The following is a 14842-nucleotide window of genomic DNA, read 5'->3' on the forward strand; positions in this document are numbered from 1 at the left end:
TCGACGAAGCCGCGCGCCTGCGCGGGCTCGCCGGCACCTTCGAGCGCTGGCACGAGCAGATGATCTCGTTGACCACGCAGAACCAGGACATGCGCACGAAGAACCAGGAACTGTCGGCGATCGTCGCGCACGTGTCGATCGTGTCGCTGAACGCGTCGATCGAGGCCGCACGCGCCGGCACGGCCGGGCGCGGCTTCTCGATCGTCGCGAGCGAGGTGCGCGGGCTGGCCGCACGCTCGCAGCAACTGTCGAACAGCTATCGCGACAGCCTGAACCGCAACGATCTCGTGACGGCCGCGACGTTCCAGGACATTCAGGCCGGCGGCAAGATGATCACGGCCGCGCTCGCGACCGTCGAGACGCTGGCCGGGCAACTGCACGCGCGGATCGAAGGAGGCGCGGCGTGATCAGCGCGCAGGCGAAGGCCGGCTTCGAGCGGATTTTCTTCGACGCGGCGCGTACGCGGCTCGCGTCCGGCGGCGCGTGCGACATCCGGCCGTCCGCCGGCCCCGCACACGACGGGCACGATCACGCGCCCGCGAAGTCGCGCACGAAGCCGAAGGTGCCCGAGCACGTCGCGGTGCTGACGATCTCGGCGCTGCATTTCCGCCTGCTGCTGGCGCTGCGCTTCAGCGACGACGATGCCACGCGCCGCCATTTCGCCGGCGCGACGGCGGGCACGAGCAGCCAGCGACCGCTGCCCGAAGCATTCATGGAAGTCGCGAACCTGTGCTGCGGCGCGATCAACCAGGCGCTGACCGTGCCGTTTCCCGACCTAGGGATGTCGACGCCGTATCTGCTGAGCGGATCGAGCATCGACTACCTGCCCGCGCTTTCGCCGGATCACGTGGCGGCCTACGACCTGACGCTCGACGGCGACGTGCGGGTCGGCGCGACGTTGTGCGTATGCGCGAACGCGCCGGTCGATTTCCATGTGCCGGCAACGGCTACGGTGGATACCGGCGGCGAGCTCGAACTGTTCTGACCGACCCCGACCGACCATTAGGAACCCTTGAGATGACCCTGGACAAACCCGTCAGCAAGGTGCTCGTGCTCGATGACAGCCGCGCGCATGCCGACGCGATCAAGCGTTTCTGCGACGAGCACAACCTGGTCGGCCTGACCGTACGGCGCAACCGGCTGCTGAAGGTGCTGCGCTCGAACATCGACCTCGGTGCGATCCTGCTGGCCGAGGATTACGGCGGCTCGCCGGCCGAGAGCGCGATCATCGCGACGCAGATCGATGCGCTGCGCCCCGAGCTGCCGATCATCCTGCGCCGCGAGTCGCTCGCATCGCGCGACGGGCTGCCGGAGGCGCTCGCGCGCGTCGCATGCGCGGCCTACGTCGCAGACGACATGACGCCGCTCAAGCGCGCGATCGACGAATACCTGTTCGGCCGCGACTATCCGAACGCACTCGTGCGCGGCATCTCGGAGATCACGGAAGCGCGCATCGACAGCCTGTTCCCGGGCATGACGATCGAGCACGAAACGCCGTGCATCGTGCGCGACCAGATCATCTTCGGCGAAGTGTTCAGCCTGATCGCGCTCGAAAGCGCGTGGTGCCGCGGCTACATGCTGCTGCAGACGAGCGAGCAGCCGCTGCTCGAGATGCTCGGCGGCAACCGCGACGACGGCCGCGCACCGGATTTCCGCGACGTGAACAGCGTGCTCGGCGAACTCACCAACCTCGTGTGGGGCGCGTTCAAGAACCGCTATCTCGGCGACGCCGAGGCGCTGGCGCGCCATCCGGTGCAGGTGCCGCTCGTCGTCAATCACAAGCAGAAGTTCATCTCGTTCGGCGGCGACTGTCCGCAGCTCTGCTTCAAGTACCGGATGACCGATCCGGCATCGGGGCGCTCCGTCTGTCTCGACCAGCGCTTCGTGTTCAGCCTGAGCTGGTCGCCGGAGGATTTCCGCGAATCGGTGCAGGACGTGGGGCCGATGGTCGAATCGGGCGAACTCGAACTGTTTTGAATAGTGAAGTCAGCAACAAGGAAAGGAAGGGGAATACGACATGGCAAAGATTCTGGTGGTCGACGATTCGGGCACGGTGCGCGACGAAGTCGCGGGTTTCCTGCGCAATCACGGGCTGGACGTCGCGACGGCCGTCGACGGCAAGGACGGCCTCGCGAAGCTCAAGGCGACGCCCGGCGTGCGTCTCGTGATCAGCGACGTGAACATGCCGAACATGGACGGCCTGACGATGGTCGAGAAGATCCGCGGCGAACTGGCGAACTCGACCGTCAACGTCGTGATGCTGACGACGGAAAGCAGCCCGGCGATGAAGGAGCGCGGCAAGGCCGCCGGTGTGAAGGGCTGGATCGTGAAGCCGTTCAAGGGCGACGCGGTGCTCGACGCACTGAAGAAGCTCGCGGGCTGACGCACATCGCACTCGGGCCGCAGCGCGCCCGCTGCCGCGTGCGCATTCAGTGCTGCGGTTCGGGTTGCGCGGCCGCCGCGTCGCCGGTCGTGGCCGGCACGCGTGGCGCGGGCGTCTGCCATTGCACGACGATCATCCCCGCGAAGATCAGCGCGACGCCCGCGATGCGGCCGGGTGTCGCGAGCCGCTGCGCGAGCCCCATCAGCCCGTAGTGGTCGATCAGCAGCGACGCGAGCGTTTGCCCGGCGACGACGCAGACGATGAAGGTCGTCGCGCCGAGCCGCGGCGTGAGGATCAGCGCGAGCGTGATGTAGATCACGCCCGCGAGGCCGCCGAGCCACGTCCATAGCGGGCGCTGCAGCGCGTCGCCGATCAGCGGTGCGTTCGCACGCGTGGCCAGCAGCACGGGCAGCACCACGAGCAGGCTGACCGTCAGCGACGCGACGCTCGCCCACAGCGGGTGGCCGAGCGCACGCCCGAGCGCGGCATTGCTGCCGCCTTGCAGCGGCACGAGCGCGCCGGCGACGAAAGCCGCGACGGCGAGCGGAAGGGTGGCGAAGGAAAGGGAAGTCGTCATCTTGGTCGGTCGCGAAAGGAATTTGAAATGATTGTTATCCATTAAGATGGCGAATGGAAATTCGTTCTTCGGATGCTTCATATTCCTTTCATGAATAATCTGGCCCGCATCGACCTGAACCTGCTCGTGACGCTGCATGCGCTGCTGAGCGAAAAACACATCTCGCGTACCGCCGTCCGGCTGCACCGCAGCCAGCCGGCCGTGAGCCATGCGCTCGCGCGGCTGCGCGAAATCTTCGGCGATCCGTTGCTCGTGCGGCGCGCGGGCCGGCTCGAGCTGACTGCACGCGCGAACGAACTGGTTGAACCGCTGAACGACGTCCTCGGCCGGCTCGGTGCGCTGATCGAACCGCCGGCGTTCGATCCGTCCGCGGCCACGCGCGTGTTTCGCATCGCGATGTCCGACTACGGCGCGCGGATCGTGCTGCCGGCGCTCGTGAAGACGCTGCGCGCCGACGCGCCGGGCATCGAGCTGATCGTGTCGCAGGCCACCCGAGAAGCGATGCGGATGCAGTTGATGGACGGCGAGGTCGATCTCGCGCTCGGCGTGTTGCCGGCGGTGCAGCGCGACCTGCATGCGCAACCGCTGTTCGTCGAATCGTTCGCGTGCGTGGCTGATGCGAGCCGGCTGCCGCGCCGTGGCGAACTCGCGCTCGACGCGTGGCTCGCACGGCCGCATGCGCTCGTCGCGATGCGCGACGGGATGGACAACGAGGTCGATCGCGCACTCGCGCGGCTAAGACGCGAACGGCACATCGCGGTGATCCTGCCGTTCTGGGGCGTCGCGAACGACCTGATCGCGGGCACCGACCTCGTGCTGACCGTCGCGCGCCGCAACCTCGACCGCGTGCGCGACGACGCGCGGCTGCGCGTGTTCGAGCCGCCGTTCCCGATCGATTCGTTCGAGTTCGCGCAGCATTGGCACGCGCGCCGGCACGGCGACGCCGCGCACATCTGGCTGCGGCAGACGATCGCGCGCGTCGCGAGCGGCGGGTACTGAGGAGGCGCGCCGGGTAACGACGGATGGAGTGATCCGGAGTCGGGTGCCGGCTGATGCCGCCGGATCCATCGCAGCGCTGGAAGACCGATGCCAGCCGTCATGCTCGGTGCGGACAGCAAGGGGCGATGAATATTTTCATCCCGGCTCGTGATTACGGTCCGGACGTCTCGACCGAGTTCGGGCGATTGGTTGTCGAAAAAATGTATCGAGCAAACTGCCATGCACCGTCCTTGGCGCGATGGAGGATGAAGGTTTCCTGGTTGCCTTCGGCGCTTTGCCGATGGTTGCTCAGCACCGTCTGGGTGCCGCTGGAACGGGTTCTGGCGAACGCCCAGTCGTTCGAGAGCGGCTTGATCTCGTCGATCTTGAACGTGACGTTCAGTTTGATCGTCCTGAAGATTGTTTCGTACGCTTTTCGCACGTTGTCCTTGCCGATCACCGTCGGAAAGTTCTGCGGCATGAAAACCGCGTCGTCGGCATAGAGTTTCATCACTTCGTCCGTATTCGACGAATTGAGCGCCTTCTCGTATCGATCGAGCTGGCCGGCAATCGCTTCGGTCGCCACGCGATTGCTGTCGGGCTGGGCCGCCGACACGGCCGCCGGCAAGATGGCAAGCGCGGCAACCGATGCGCTGAGGAATGTGTGCATGGGAATCTCCGGACGGGATAGCGCATAAGGAAATGGACGGCGCGGATCACGGCAGGCGATCCGTGCCGTCCGACGATCACACCAGGACGACGAGCTTGCCGAGCGCGCGGTTGCTTTCGATCAATTCGTGCGCCTGTCGAACCTCGTCGAATGCGAAGGTACGTTCGAGCAATGACGGAATCTGCTTGTTGGCAACGCCGTCCACGATCATTCGCAGCGGTGCGTCGCCCAGCGGCAGCGAGGGCGTGCCGAACAACTGGCTCGGGAAGAAACTCAGCTTGACCGCGGGCGGCAGGTCGGTCATCAGGTTCAAATGCTCGATCACCGGCGGCCCGCCGAGCAACCCGACGACGGCGACGGCGCCAAACGGCCGCAAGGTATTCGCGGTGTCGCGCAGCGTCGCCGCGCCGACGACCTCGAGCGCGGCATCGATGCCGTTGGGGAAGAGGCGCCGAACATCGTCTGCGATCTCACCGCCGTCGACGATCACGTCGTCCGCGCCGGCCTGGAAGAGGCGATTTTCGTTCCTGGCCGAGCGCGTCGTTGCGATGACATGGAGGCCCGACGCCTTCGCATACGTAATCGCGGCGAGGCCGACCGTGGACGTCGCGCCGCGCACCAGCAGCGTCTGGCCCGCTTCGATGCCGAGGCTCTTGTTCAGTGCGCCCCAGATCGTCAGGTAGGCCTGCGGCAACGCCGCGAGTTCTTCCCACGACAACGTGGTGCCGTCGAGATCGATCACGTTGGTGCGCAATACCGTGACCTCCTCGGCATAGCTGCCTTGACGCGTGAACTGCAATCCGCCCATCGACGTTGCGACGCGCTGACCGATCCGGAACGTGCCGGACGGGTCTTCGACGACTTCGCCGACCGCCTCGATACCCGGCACGCGGGGGCCGTCGATCGGGCCCATCTTGCCCGCACGCAGATACGTTTCGGCACGGTTGAGGCCGAACGCGCGCACACGGATGCGGACTTCATCGGCCTTCGGCGCGACTGACGGGATATCGCGGATTTGCAGGACTTCGGGGCCGCCGGCCTGCTCGATGACATAGGCTTTCATGGTGTTTCCTTGTCGAATGTGAATGCTGGGGGATGCCATGCCGGCGCATGTCGATACGGCGCCGGCATCGGCTTTCGGTGTCGTGTTAGGCGAATGACAGGACGTCGGACGTCGACTTGCGCGGCTTCTGCGGCCAGTTGCCGGGCGCGGCATGGCCGACGGTCACGAGCATGACCGGCACGTCGGTGGGTTGCAGGTGGAATGCAGCGGCGACACCGGATGGATCGAAGCCGATCATCGGCCCCGACGCGAGCCCGCGATCCTGCGCGGCCAGCATCAATGTCATGGCGGCGAGCGATGCCGAGCGGACGGCCTCGTCGCGCTGGAATGCGGGATTGTCGCCATACATGCTGTTCGCGGCGCCGATCCAGCCTTCATAGATTCCCTTGTCGAGAATGCCGTGCTCGACGGACGGCTTCAGCGCGACAGGCAGCGTGACGTGCGGCTCGAGCGTGCCGCAGACGATGAACGTCACAGCTGCGTCGGCGACCTTCTGCTGTCCGTAGGCCAGCGGCAGCAGCTTCGCCTTGCCGGCGGCGCTGCGTACGGCGACAAACTTCCAGTTTTGGAGGTTAAAGGCGGACGGGGCAGTCGTTGCGAGTTGAATCAGCTCGTCGATCTGCTGGTCGGTCAGCGCCCGGGCGGAATCGTATTTGTTGGTTGAAACCCGTGATTTCAAAAGTGTTTCGAAGGTGGACATCGCTTTCTCCGGTGATCGGTTGTGAGGTACGCGTAGCCACTATGCGGGTTCGGATGCCATTCAGGAATCGCCGAATCCGATACACTGCCTATCAAATTCGAGAGGATGATATGGACCTCAATGCCGTCGAAATGTTTGTGACCGTGGTGCAGGCCGGGAGCCTGTCCGCTGCCGCATTGCGCACCGGTGTGCCGTTACCGACCTTGAGCCGCCGGGTTCGGGAGCTTGAAAGGCAACTCAGCGTTCAGTTGCTCGAACGTTCGGTTCGCGGCACCAAATTGACGGATGCCGGCATCCGGCTTTACGAACACGCGAGTCGTGGAATCGAGGCGCTGATCGAAGCGAAGGAGGCGGTGGTCAGTGCCCAGCATCAACTGAAGGGATTTCTGCGCTTGTCGTTGCCGCCGACGTTCGATATCTGGTGGGATTTACTGGCGGCGTTCCAGGTGCGTTTCCCGGGCATCCGGCTCTTTGTCTATACGACGGAGCGGCGCGTCGACCTGATCGTCGACGGCATCGATGTGGCGCTGCGCGTGGGGGCGATCGAGCATGAGTCGATGGTTGCGCGCAAGATCCTGCAGTACCGGCATCGGCTGGTCGCGAGCCCCGCGCTGCTTGAACAGTACGGCCGTCCCGCAACGCCGGAGGATTTGCAACTGCTGCCGTGTGCAACCTGGGGACTTGGCGCCTACGCGCAGCCGGTCTGGAATCTGGGGGGGACGCCATTTCATCCGCGTCCGCTGTTCGCCACGAACGACTATGCGCATCTTCACCGTCGCGCGCTTGCCGGCGACGTCGTGACCGAGCTTCCGCCGTTTCTGGTCATGGAGGATCTGCGTACGCAGCGACTCGTTTCCTTGCTCGACGAGCATCCGTTGCCGGAGCAGGAACTCAACCTGCTTTACCCGTCTCATCGGCATCCGTCGTCCGTCGTGCGTGCCTATCTGGAGTTTTGTCAGGAGTACTGGAAACAGAAGTCGCATGGCGATTTGTTCGGGTAGCCGACACGATTCCGGTCGCCGCATCCATCATTCGATTGCTGTGCGACGTTCACCGGGTGCGTGATTTACATCACACGGCAATGTCCGTATCCTGCCGGATGCCGAGGGCGGCGTGCCCGCGCGACCTGCGCAGCACGCCCGGCGTCCACAACAAGCAATCAGGAACGGGACACCTTCCCATGACAATCAAAATCGATCGGGCGGTGCTCGTACGCGGCGCATGCGTGGCGCTGATGGCTGCGCTGGCAGGCGGATGTGCCAACACCACCGGGCAGCAGAATGCACAACAGGCGGCTGTCAGCAGCGGTTCGTCGTACACGTGCAATCCCACGCAGGCTGACGGACTGGTGATGGCCGGGAGGGGCGTCAACGGGTGCTATTTCGTGCTGCACGATCCCGAGACGAAACAGCCGCTGCCGAACACGCCCTATGCGTTCGCGCTGTACACGAGCGCGGCCCAGGACAACCAGGAGCTCGAGGTCGAAGGCACGACCGACGCGCAAGGGCGCACGGCCTACGTGCGTTCGTCCGCGCCGATCGATCCGACACGCATGGTGCTCGTTCGCACGATCGGCGCCGGCCCGACGGGGCGCATCCCGGTGCTGGTCCGGCCGCAGGACGGCAAGCGCATTCCGTTCGCGAAGTACAAGGTCACCGGCTGCAACGGCCCGTACGAAGGCGTCACCGACGAAACGGGGCGCGGCGTGATGTACCGCTGCAAGGCGCAGTCGAAGATCGCCGTGTCGTTCTATCAGTCGCGTCCTTGAGGTGGGCGATATGGTGTCCGATTCCAGCCGTACTACTGCGCAGCAGACGGAAACGCTGATCGCGAAGGGCGTCGTTTTTTTCGTCGTGGGCACCTGCCTGCTGATCGGCGCTGCCCTGTATGCGCAGTCGACGCGCGAATTCCTGCGCACGTCGGTCGTCGTGCCGGGGCGCGTCATCAAGCTGAATGCGGGCCCGCATCATCCGGAGATCGCGTTCACGACGCTTGCGGGCGAGCAGGTCGAATACCCGCAGGGCGGCGCGGTCAGCGAGCAGGACGGCGCGACCGTCGAGGTGCGCTACACGCCCGACGAGCCCGGGATGAGCGCGCGCCTGAATACGTTCGGTGCGATCTGGGGGGACGTATTGATGATAGGCGGGATGGGCGCCGCCTTTTTCCTCGTCGGCGTCAGTCAACTGCGCTCGGGCGTGCGTGCGTGGCGCAGCGGGCGCAAGCGCGCGTGACCGTGTGAGCCTGCTGCGCCACGACTGGACGTCGCACGGAATGTGGAGGAGCATTTCATCCTCACGGTGCCGTGCACGGGTCCGCATCAACGCCGCGCGTTCACGCCGCATCGAATCCTGCCGAACCCCATCGAGCGGAACATCATGACATCCGATCAAGAGACTGCCGAGCCGATCCTGTTGCGCGACGCGCACGACGGCGTCGTCACGCTGCGGCTGAACCGTCCGCAGCAGTTCAACGCATTGTCCGAGGCGATGCTCGCGAGCCTGCACGATGCATTCGAGTCGCTGGCGGCCGATCCGCACGTGCGCTGCGTCGTGCTGGCCGCCGAAGGCAAGGCGTTCTGTGCGGGCCACGACCTGCGGCAGATGCGCAGCAAGCCCGAGCTCGATTACTACCGCACGCTGTTCGCGCAGTGCAGCCGCGTGATGCTCGCGATGCGCGCGTTGCCGGTGCCGGTGATCGCGCGCGTGCACGGCATTGCGACGGCGGCCGGCTGCCAGCTCGTCGCCGCGTGCGATCTGGCGATCGCGGCCGATACCGCGCGCTTCGCGGTATCGGGCATCAACGTCGGGCTGTTCTGTTCGACGCCGGCCGTGGCGTTGAGCCGCAACGTCACGGCGAAGCGCGCGTTCGACATGCTCGTGACCGGGCGCTTCGTCGATGCGGCGACGGCCGCCGCGTGGGGCCTCGTGAACGAGGCCGTGCCCGAGGATGCGCTCGATGCGGCCGTCGCCCGCAAGGTCGCGGAGATCGTCGCGAAGAGTCCGGCCGCGGTGCGGTATGGCAAGCAGATGTTCTATCGCCAGCGTGAGTTGCCGCTCGACGAAGCCTATGCGTATGCGGGCGACGTGATGGCGCGCAACATGATGGAAGAAGATGCGGGCGAAGGCATCGACGCGTTCCTCGAGAAGCGCAAGCCGACGTGGCGTTCGTAGTGCGTCACCGGCCGAGTGTGTCGAGCGCAGCGGAAGGGCCGTAACCCATCCCTTTCGCTCGGACGGAAAAGCAAACGGGCCGCCCAAGGCGGCCCGCAACCGAAGCGGCACGTCAGGCGACGCAACAGCGTGTGCGCCGCCGCCTCTCCGCCGGTCAGCGCCCGTAGCTCCCGGTCCGCAGCGTCGGCTGTTCGTTCGACGCACCCGGCGGCACGATCACGACCGGCACGCGGCGCGCGAGTGCGCACATCAGCTCGTAGCCGATCGTGCCGCTGGCTTCCGCCACGTCATCCACCTTCACCTGGTCGCCCCACAGCTCGACACTTGACCCGATGCCCGCGTTCGGGCACGGCGTCAGGTCGACGGTCAGCATGTCCATCGACACGCGGCCGACGACGCGCGTCATCACGCCGTCCACCGCGATCGGTGTGCCGGTCGGTGCGTGGCGCGGATAGCCGTCCGCATAGCCGCACGCGACGACGCCAATCCGCATCGGCCGGTCGGCCGTGAAGCGGCGGCCGTAGCCGACGGTTTCTTCCGGCGACAGCGTCTGCACGCCGATGATCTTGCTCGTCAGCGTCATCGCGGCCATCAGCGGCGTGTCGGCGATATCCCGCGCCGCACCCGTCGGCGATGCACCGTACAGGATCGTGCCGGGCCGCACCCAGTCGCGGTGCGCGCGCGGATGCCACAGCACGGCGGCCGAGTTCGACGTCGAGCGCTCGCCCGGAATCCCCGCGGTGGTCGCATCGAACTGGTCGAGCTGCCAGTCGACTTCGCCTTCGTCGGCGTTCGCGAAATGCATCATCAGCGTGATCTTGCCGATCGACGGCGCGCTCGCCGCGCGCTCCCATGCGGCACGGAACGCGGCGGGGCGGTAGCCGAGCCGGTTCATCCCGGAATTCATCTTGAGCTGGATGTCGATCGGCTGCCGCGGCTTGGCCGCGATCAGCAGGTCGAGCTGCTCGTCGCAGTGCACGGCCACCGTCAGGCGGTGGCGATCGGCCAGCTCGACGTCGGCCGGCTCGAAGATCCCTTCGAGCAGCAGCACGGGCTTGTCCCAGCCGAGTTCGCGCACGCGCACGGCTTCGTCGAGATCGAGCAGCGCGATGCCGTCGGCGGCCGCGAGGCCCGGGTAGATCCGCTCGATGCCATGGCCGTACGCATCGGCCTTGACGACGCCCCACACGCGCGATTGCGCGGCGGTGCGGCGGATGAAGTCGAGGTTGTGGCGGACGGCGTCAGGGCGGATATGGGCGACGATGGGACGGGGCATGGCGATGTCTCGGATCGGGTGTCGTTTGGCGCGCGCGGCGGCGCAGGTTCGGCGGCCTGGCGCGACAACGCGCCAGGCCAGTGTTGAGCGCTATCTTATTGGTGTTCGACCAGTTTTAATTAACGTTTTTGTCGACGATTTGGTGGAAATTTTGGTGCCGAACCAGGCGCGTCGCGGCTGCCGGCGGGCCGTGCAGCCGAGTCTCCCGTCTAGAAAACCGGTGCGCGAACAGCACGGCGCAATGCTAAGCTCTCGTCGATCTTGTCATTGATCAATGTAATCATAAAGGAGGAGACTTTTGATGACGACGTCCCAGCTGTGTCTGTTCATCGTGGCGCTGTTGCCGTTCCCGATGACGTTTCTCGCGAAGGCCCGCAAGGGCTACGACAACCGCGCGCCGCGTGACTACCTGGCGAAGCTAGAAGGCTGGCGCGCCCGCGCGCAGGCCGCGCACCAGAACGCGTGGGAAGCGCTCGCGCTGTTCACGGCCGCGCTGGTGGTGGCGTGGCACAACGGCGCGAACGTGCATCGCGTCGACCAGCTCGCGATGGCGTTCGTCGCGATCCGCATCGTCTATATGCTGATGTACCTGTTGAACTGGGCGTCGCTGCGTTCGCTCGTGTGGTTTGGCGGGATGGCGTGCGTGGTCGCGTTGTTCTTCGCCGCGCCGTAAGCGGCGCATGCGGGCGAGGCCGGCGCGTTACTTGCCGGTCGCGCCGCCCGTGCCGCGCACGAGACTGTCGTTGGATGCGGGTGCAACGATCGGGCCCGCGATCGGCGCGGCTTCCGCGTCTGCTTCGCGGCGCAGGAAATCGATCAGTGGATCGAGCAACCGGTGCCGCGTCGACGGGTTGCGGCGCAGCACGAAGCGCCACGACGCAGCGCGTTCGATGCCCGGCTTCAACGGCACCAGGCGTCCGCTGCGCAGCTCGGGTTCGATCAGCGGCATGCGGCCGAGCGCGATGCCCGCACCACCGACCGCCGCACCGATCACCTGGCTGAAGCTGCTGTACCGGACGATCTTCGTCTCGAAGTCGCCCGGCAAGCCGAATTCCGATGCCCAGTTGCGCCAGTCGATCTCGGGGCTGTTCTCGTGCATCTCCTGCAGCAGCCGCGAGCGGCACACATGCCCCGATGCGTACGGAAACAGCTCGGGGCTGCAGACCGGGAACACGGTCTCCTGGATCAACACGTCGTCGTCGGCCTGCAGCCGGTGCGCGGGCACGTGCACGATCGCCAGATCGACGCCGCTGCGTGCGTAATCCGGTTCGTCGTCGAGCACGACGGCATGCAGTGGCGTGTCGGGATGAAGCGACGAGAATTCCGCGAGGCGGCGTGCGAGCCACATCGCCGAAAACGGCGCGTTGGCGGAGACGGTGAGCCGTTGCGCGGTGCCGCGAATCTCGGCACAGGCATCGGTCAGCCGCGACAGCGCGTCGCTGACAGCCGGCAGCAGGCGTGCGCCGGCCGGTGTGAGGCTGATGCCGCCGAGCCCGGTGCTGCGTTCGAGCAGCCGCGCGCCCAGCGATTCCTCGAGCGCGCGAATCTGGTGACTGACCGCGCTCGTCGACACGTTCAGCTCGACCGCCGCGCGCGCGAACCCGCCGAGGCGGACGGCCGCCTCGAAAGCTCGCAATGCGCTGAGGGGAGGGAGGTGCGACATGCGGGGTATTGTAGTTGACTCAACACCCGTTGAAAAATCATCTTTTGCCGCGCGCGGGCCGCGCGGGTAGCCTCGATCCGGTCAAGAAAAAACATCATCAGACACGACTGGAGGGCTTCATGTATTTCGACCGACGACTATGGGCAATGATGGCGGGACTGCGCTGGCGAGTCGCCGCGGCCGTCGCGCTCGGGCTGCTCGCGATGGGTGTCGGGATCCTGCGCTTCGTATTTCTCGGCCGCGTGCTGGCGCTGGTCTTTTCCGGCGCGCCGGCGCGCAGCATCGGCGAAGCTGTCGTCGCAACGGCGGCCTGCGTGCTGCTGCGTGCATGGCTCGACCATCGCCGCACGGTGCTGGCGCAGCACACGGCCGGGCGCGTGCAGGCCACGCTGCGCGCGCGGCTGTTCGACCGGATCGCGGCGCTCGGCCCCGCGTGGTTCAGCGGCGAACGCACGGGCGGCGTGATGCTGGCCGTCGTCGACGGCGTCGAGCAGTTGCAGACCTTTTTCGGCACCTATTTGCCGCAGCTCGTGATCGCCGCCTGCGCGCCGGTGATGATCTTCGCGGTGCTCGCGTGGTGGGACGTGCCGACGGCCGCGATCCTGCTGGTCGCGGCGCTCGTCACGCTTGCGCTGCCGCAGCTCGTGCATCGCGCCGACAAGCGCGCGGCGCTCGCGCGCTCGAAAGCGTTCAAGGCATTCGGAGAAGAATTTCTCGACGCGGTGCAGGGCCTGCCGACGCTGAAGGCGTTCGGGCAAAGCACGGCATTCGGCGCGAAGCTGGCCGCGAAGGCGCGCGCGCTGTCCGACAGCACGTTCTGGGTGCTCGCACTCGGCCTGCTGACGCGGCTTTTCACCGATCTCGGCACCGGCCTCGGCGCGGCCGCCGCGATCGCGGTCGGCGCGTGGCGCGTGCGGCACGGCGACATGAGCCTCGAGGCGCTGCTGATCGTGCTGATGGCCGGCAGCGAAATCTTCCGGCCGCTGCGCGACCTGCGTTCCGTGCTGCACCAGGGGATGATCGGCCAGTCGGCGGCGAACGCGATCCACGCGCTGCTCGACGCGGATAGCCGCGCACCGTCCGCCGATGCGCCGCGCGTGTCGAGCCTGCGCCCGGAAATCGTGTTCGACGGCGTCAGCTTCGCGTATCCGGGACGTCGCGCGGACGCGCATGCGGCGCTGAGCTTCTCGGTTCGCGAGGGCGAGACGGTGGCGATCGTCGGGCCGAGCGGCGCGGGCAAGTCGACCATCGTGCGCCTGCTGCTGCGCCAGCACGATGCCCAGGGCGGCGCGATCCGCATCGGCGGCCACGACGTGCGTACGCTCGATGCCGGCCAGGTGCGCGAGATGATCGCAGTCGTCGCACAGGATGCGACGCTGTTCGACGGCAGCGTGGCCGACAACCTGCGGCTCGGCCGCCCCGACGCGAGCGACGCGGACATGATCGCCGCCGCGCGTGCCGCCAACGCGCACGATTTCATCTCGGCGCTGCCCGACGGCTACGCGACGCGCATCGGCGAACGCGGGCTCATGCTGTCGGGCGGCCAGCGCCAGCGCCTCGCGATTGCCCGCGCGCTGCTGCGCGATGCGCCGATCCTGCTGCTCGACGAGGCGCTGTCGTCGGTCGACGCGGAGAACGAAGCGCTGATCCAGCAGGCGCTCGACCGGCTCACGCGCGGGCGGACCACGCTCGTGCTCGCGCACCGGCTGTCCAGCGTGATCGGCGCCGACCGCATCCTGGTGCTCGATCAGGGGCAGGTGGTCGACGAGGGGACGCACGCGGCGCTGATCGCGCGCGACGGCCCGTATCGTCGGCTGATGGGGCCGCAACTGGAAGCGGTCGCCGAATCGGTCGGCGCGGCGACGACGGCCGGCGCGACCGCGCGCGCATCGTCGGGCCCGCAGGTTCGGCCGCTGAACGACGATGCGGTGGAGATCGGCTGGCCGGAAACCCTGCAGACGCTGCTGCGCTTCGTGCGTCCGTGGACGGGCAAGGTCGTGCTGACGGTGCTGTTCGGGATCGGCCGCGTGCTCGCGTTCATCGGCGTCGGCGTGATCGGCGCGCTGGTGGTCGGCGCGGTGCCGGGCGGCCATGTGAGCCCGACGCTCGTCACCGCGCTGCTCGTGATCGCGCCGGTGGCGGCCGTGCTGCACTGGCTCGAATCGTGGCTCGCGCACGACATGGCGTACCGGTTGCTCGCGGAAATGCGCATCGCGCTGTTCGCGACGCTCGAACGCCTCGCGCCGGCCGGGCTGCTGCGCCGCCGTTCCGGTGATCTCGTGTCGCTCGCGACGCAGGACGTCGAGACCGTCGAGTATTTCTATGCGCACACGCTGGCGCCCGCATTCGTCGCGGTGCTCGT

17 protein-coding genes are annotated in these 14842 nt (G+C 66.9%); 11 read left to right on the top strand and 6 right to left on the bottom strand.

Going from position 1 to position 14842, the window contains the following annotated elements; all coding sequences use genetic code 11:
• From G3N93_RS19750 to G3N93_RS19765, 4 genes are all read left to right on the top strand, one after another.
• The coding region (locus G3N93_RS19750; RefSeq protein WP_241026608.1) for a methyl-accepting chemotaxis protein at positions 1-407 on the top strand (407 nt) is incomplete at its 5' end.
• Positions 404-985 (top strand): hypothetical protein, encoded by a 582-nt coding sequence (locus tag G3N93_RS19755; RefSeq protein WP_174935909.1) that lies wholly within the window; start codon positions 404-406, stop codon positions 983-985. The genes G3N93_RS19750 and G3N93_RS19755, both read left to right, overlap by 4 nt.
• A 32-nt stretch (positions 986-1017) precedes the next feature.
• Entirely contained in the window at positions 1018-1977 is a 960-nt protein-coding gene (locus G3N93_RS19760; RefSeq protein WP_174935907.1) for a chemotaxis protein CheX, read from the top strand.
• A gap of 40 nt (positions 1978-2017) precedes the next feature.
• The gene (locus G3N93_RS19765) at positions 2018-2383 is read left to right on the top strand and encodes a response regulator (protein ID WP_011355572.1); all 366 of its coding nucleotides are present in this window, start codon (positions 2018-2020) and stop codon (positions 2381-2383) included.
• A gap of 46 nt (positions 2384-2429) precedes the next feature.
• Here G3N93_RS19765 and G3N93_RS19770 read toward each other — a convergent pair whose 3' ends face one another.
• Positions 2430-2960, bottom strand: a complete 531-nt coding sequence (locus G3N93_RS19770; RefSeq protein ID WP_206133760.1) for a DMT family transporter — start codon at positions 2958-2960, stop codon at positions 2430-2432.
• A gap of 90 nt (positions 2961-3050) precedes the next feature.
• On the opposite strand from G3N93_RS19770, the gene G3N93_RS19775 reads away from it, so the two are divergent.
• A complete protein-coding gene (locus G3N93_RS19775) occupies positions 3051-3959 on the top strand; it encodes a LysR family transcriptional regulator (RefSeq protein WP_041493333.1) in 909 nt (302 codons plus the stop codon).
• A 151-nt stretch (positions 3960-4110) separates the two neighbouring features.
• Here the strand turns inward: G3N93_RS19775 and G3N93_RS19780 are convergent, their stop codons facing one another.
• The 3 genes from G3N93_RS19780 to G3N93_RS19790 all read right to left on the bottom strand — a co-directional run bounded on the left by G3N93_RS19780 (position 4111) and on the right by G3N93_RS19790 (position 6371).
• The gene (locus G3N93_RS19780) at positions 4111-4566 is read right to left on the bottom strand and encodes an SgcJ/EcaC family oxidoreductase (RefSeq protein WP_241026609.1); all 456 of its coding nucleotides are present in this window, start codon (positions 4564-4566) and stop codon (positions 4111-4113) included.
• A gap of 118 nt (positions 4567-4684) precedes the next feature.
• Positions 4685-5671, bottom strand: coding sequence for a zinc-binding alcohol dehydrogenase family protein (locus G3N93_RS19785; RefSeq protein ID WP_206133762.1), 987 nt, complete (start codon positions 5669-5671; stop codon positions 4685-4687).
• A gap of 85 nt (positions 5672-5756) precedes the next feature.
• Positions 5757-6371 carry a nitroreductase family protein gene (locus G3N93_RS19790; protein WP_174935895.1) on the bottom strand — a complete coding sequence of 205 codons (615 nt, stop codon included), beginning with the start codon at positions 6369-6371 and terminating at the stop codon, positions 5757-5759.
• Positions 6372-6481: 110 nt separating this feature from the next.
• Between G3N93_RS19790 and G3N93_RS19795 the strand changes: the two genes are divergently transcribed.
• The 4 genes from G3N93_RS19795 to G3N93_RS19810 all read left to right on the top strand — a co-directional run bounded on the left by G3N93_RS19795 (position 6482) and on the right by G3N93_RS19810 (position 9541).
• A complete protein-coding gene (locus G3N93_RS19795) occupies positions 6482-7372 on the top strand; it encodes a LysR family transcriptional regulator (RefSeq protein ID WP_174941767.1) in 891 nt (296 codons plus the stop codon).
• A gap of 179 nt (positions 7373-7551) precedes the next feature.
• Positions 7552-8139 (top strand): hypothetical protein, encoded by a 588-nt coding sequence (locus tag G3N93_RS19800; protein ID WP_174935891.1) that lies wholly within the window; start codon positions 7552-7554, stop codon positions 8137-8139.
• A 10-nt stretch (positions 8140-8149) separates the two neighbouring features.
• Positions 8150-8602: a DUF3592 domain-containing protein gene (locus G3N93_RS19805; protein WP_206133763.1), complete on the top strand. Its 453-nt coding sequence runs from the start codon at positions 8150-8152 to the stop codon at positions 8600-8602.
• A gap of 144 nt (positions 8603-8746) precedes the next feature.
• Positions 8747-9541: an enoyl-CoA hydratase gene (locus tag G3N93_RS19810; protein WP_206133764.1), complete on the top strand. Its 795-nt coding sequence runs from the start codon at positions 8747-8749 to the stop codon at positions 9539-9541.
• A gap of 154 nt (positions 9542-9695) precedes the next feature.
• On the opposite strand, the gene alr is transcribed toward G3N93_RS19810, so the two are convergent.
• On the bottom strand, positions 9696-10817 hold the full coding sequence (gene alr / locus G3N93_RS19815) for an alanine racemase (protein WP_206133765.1): 1122 nt from the start codon (positions 10815-10817) through the stop codon (positions 9696-9698).
• A gap of 301 nt (positions 10818-11118) precedes the next feature.
• Here alr and G3N93_RS19820 point away from each other — a divergent pair, with 301 nt between their 5' ends.
• Complete coding sequence (locus tag G3N93_RS19820; RefSeq protein WP_011355561.1) at positions 11119-11490, top strand: MAPEG family protein; 372 nt, start codon at positions 11119-11121, stop codon at positions 11488-11490.
• 27 nt (positions 11491-11517) lie between these two features.
• On the opposite strand, the gene G3N93_RS19825 is transcribed toward G3N93_RS19820, so the two are convergent.
• Positions 11518-12480: a LysR family transcriptional regulator gene (locus tag G3N93_RS19825; protein ID WP_206133766.1), complete on the bottom strand. Its 963-nt coding sequence runs from the start codon at positions 12478-12480 to the stop codon at positions 11518-11520.
• 119 nt (positions 12481-12599) lie between these two features.
• Here G3N93_RS19825 and G3N93_RS19830 point away from each other — a divergent pair.
• Positions 12600-14842: ABC transporter ATP-binding protein (locus tag G3N93_RS19830; RefSeq protein ID WP_206133767.1), on the top strand; the 2243-nt coding region annotated here is incomplete at its 3' end.

The organism is Burkholderia sp. Se-20378 (assembly GCF_017104665.1).
GTDB lineage: Bacteria > Pseudomonadota > Gammaproteobacteria > Burkholderiales > Burkholderiaceae > Burkholderia > Burkholderia lata.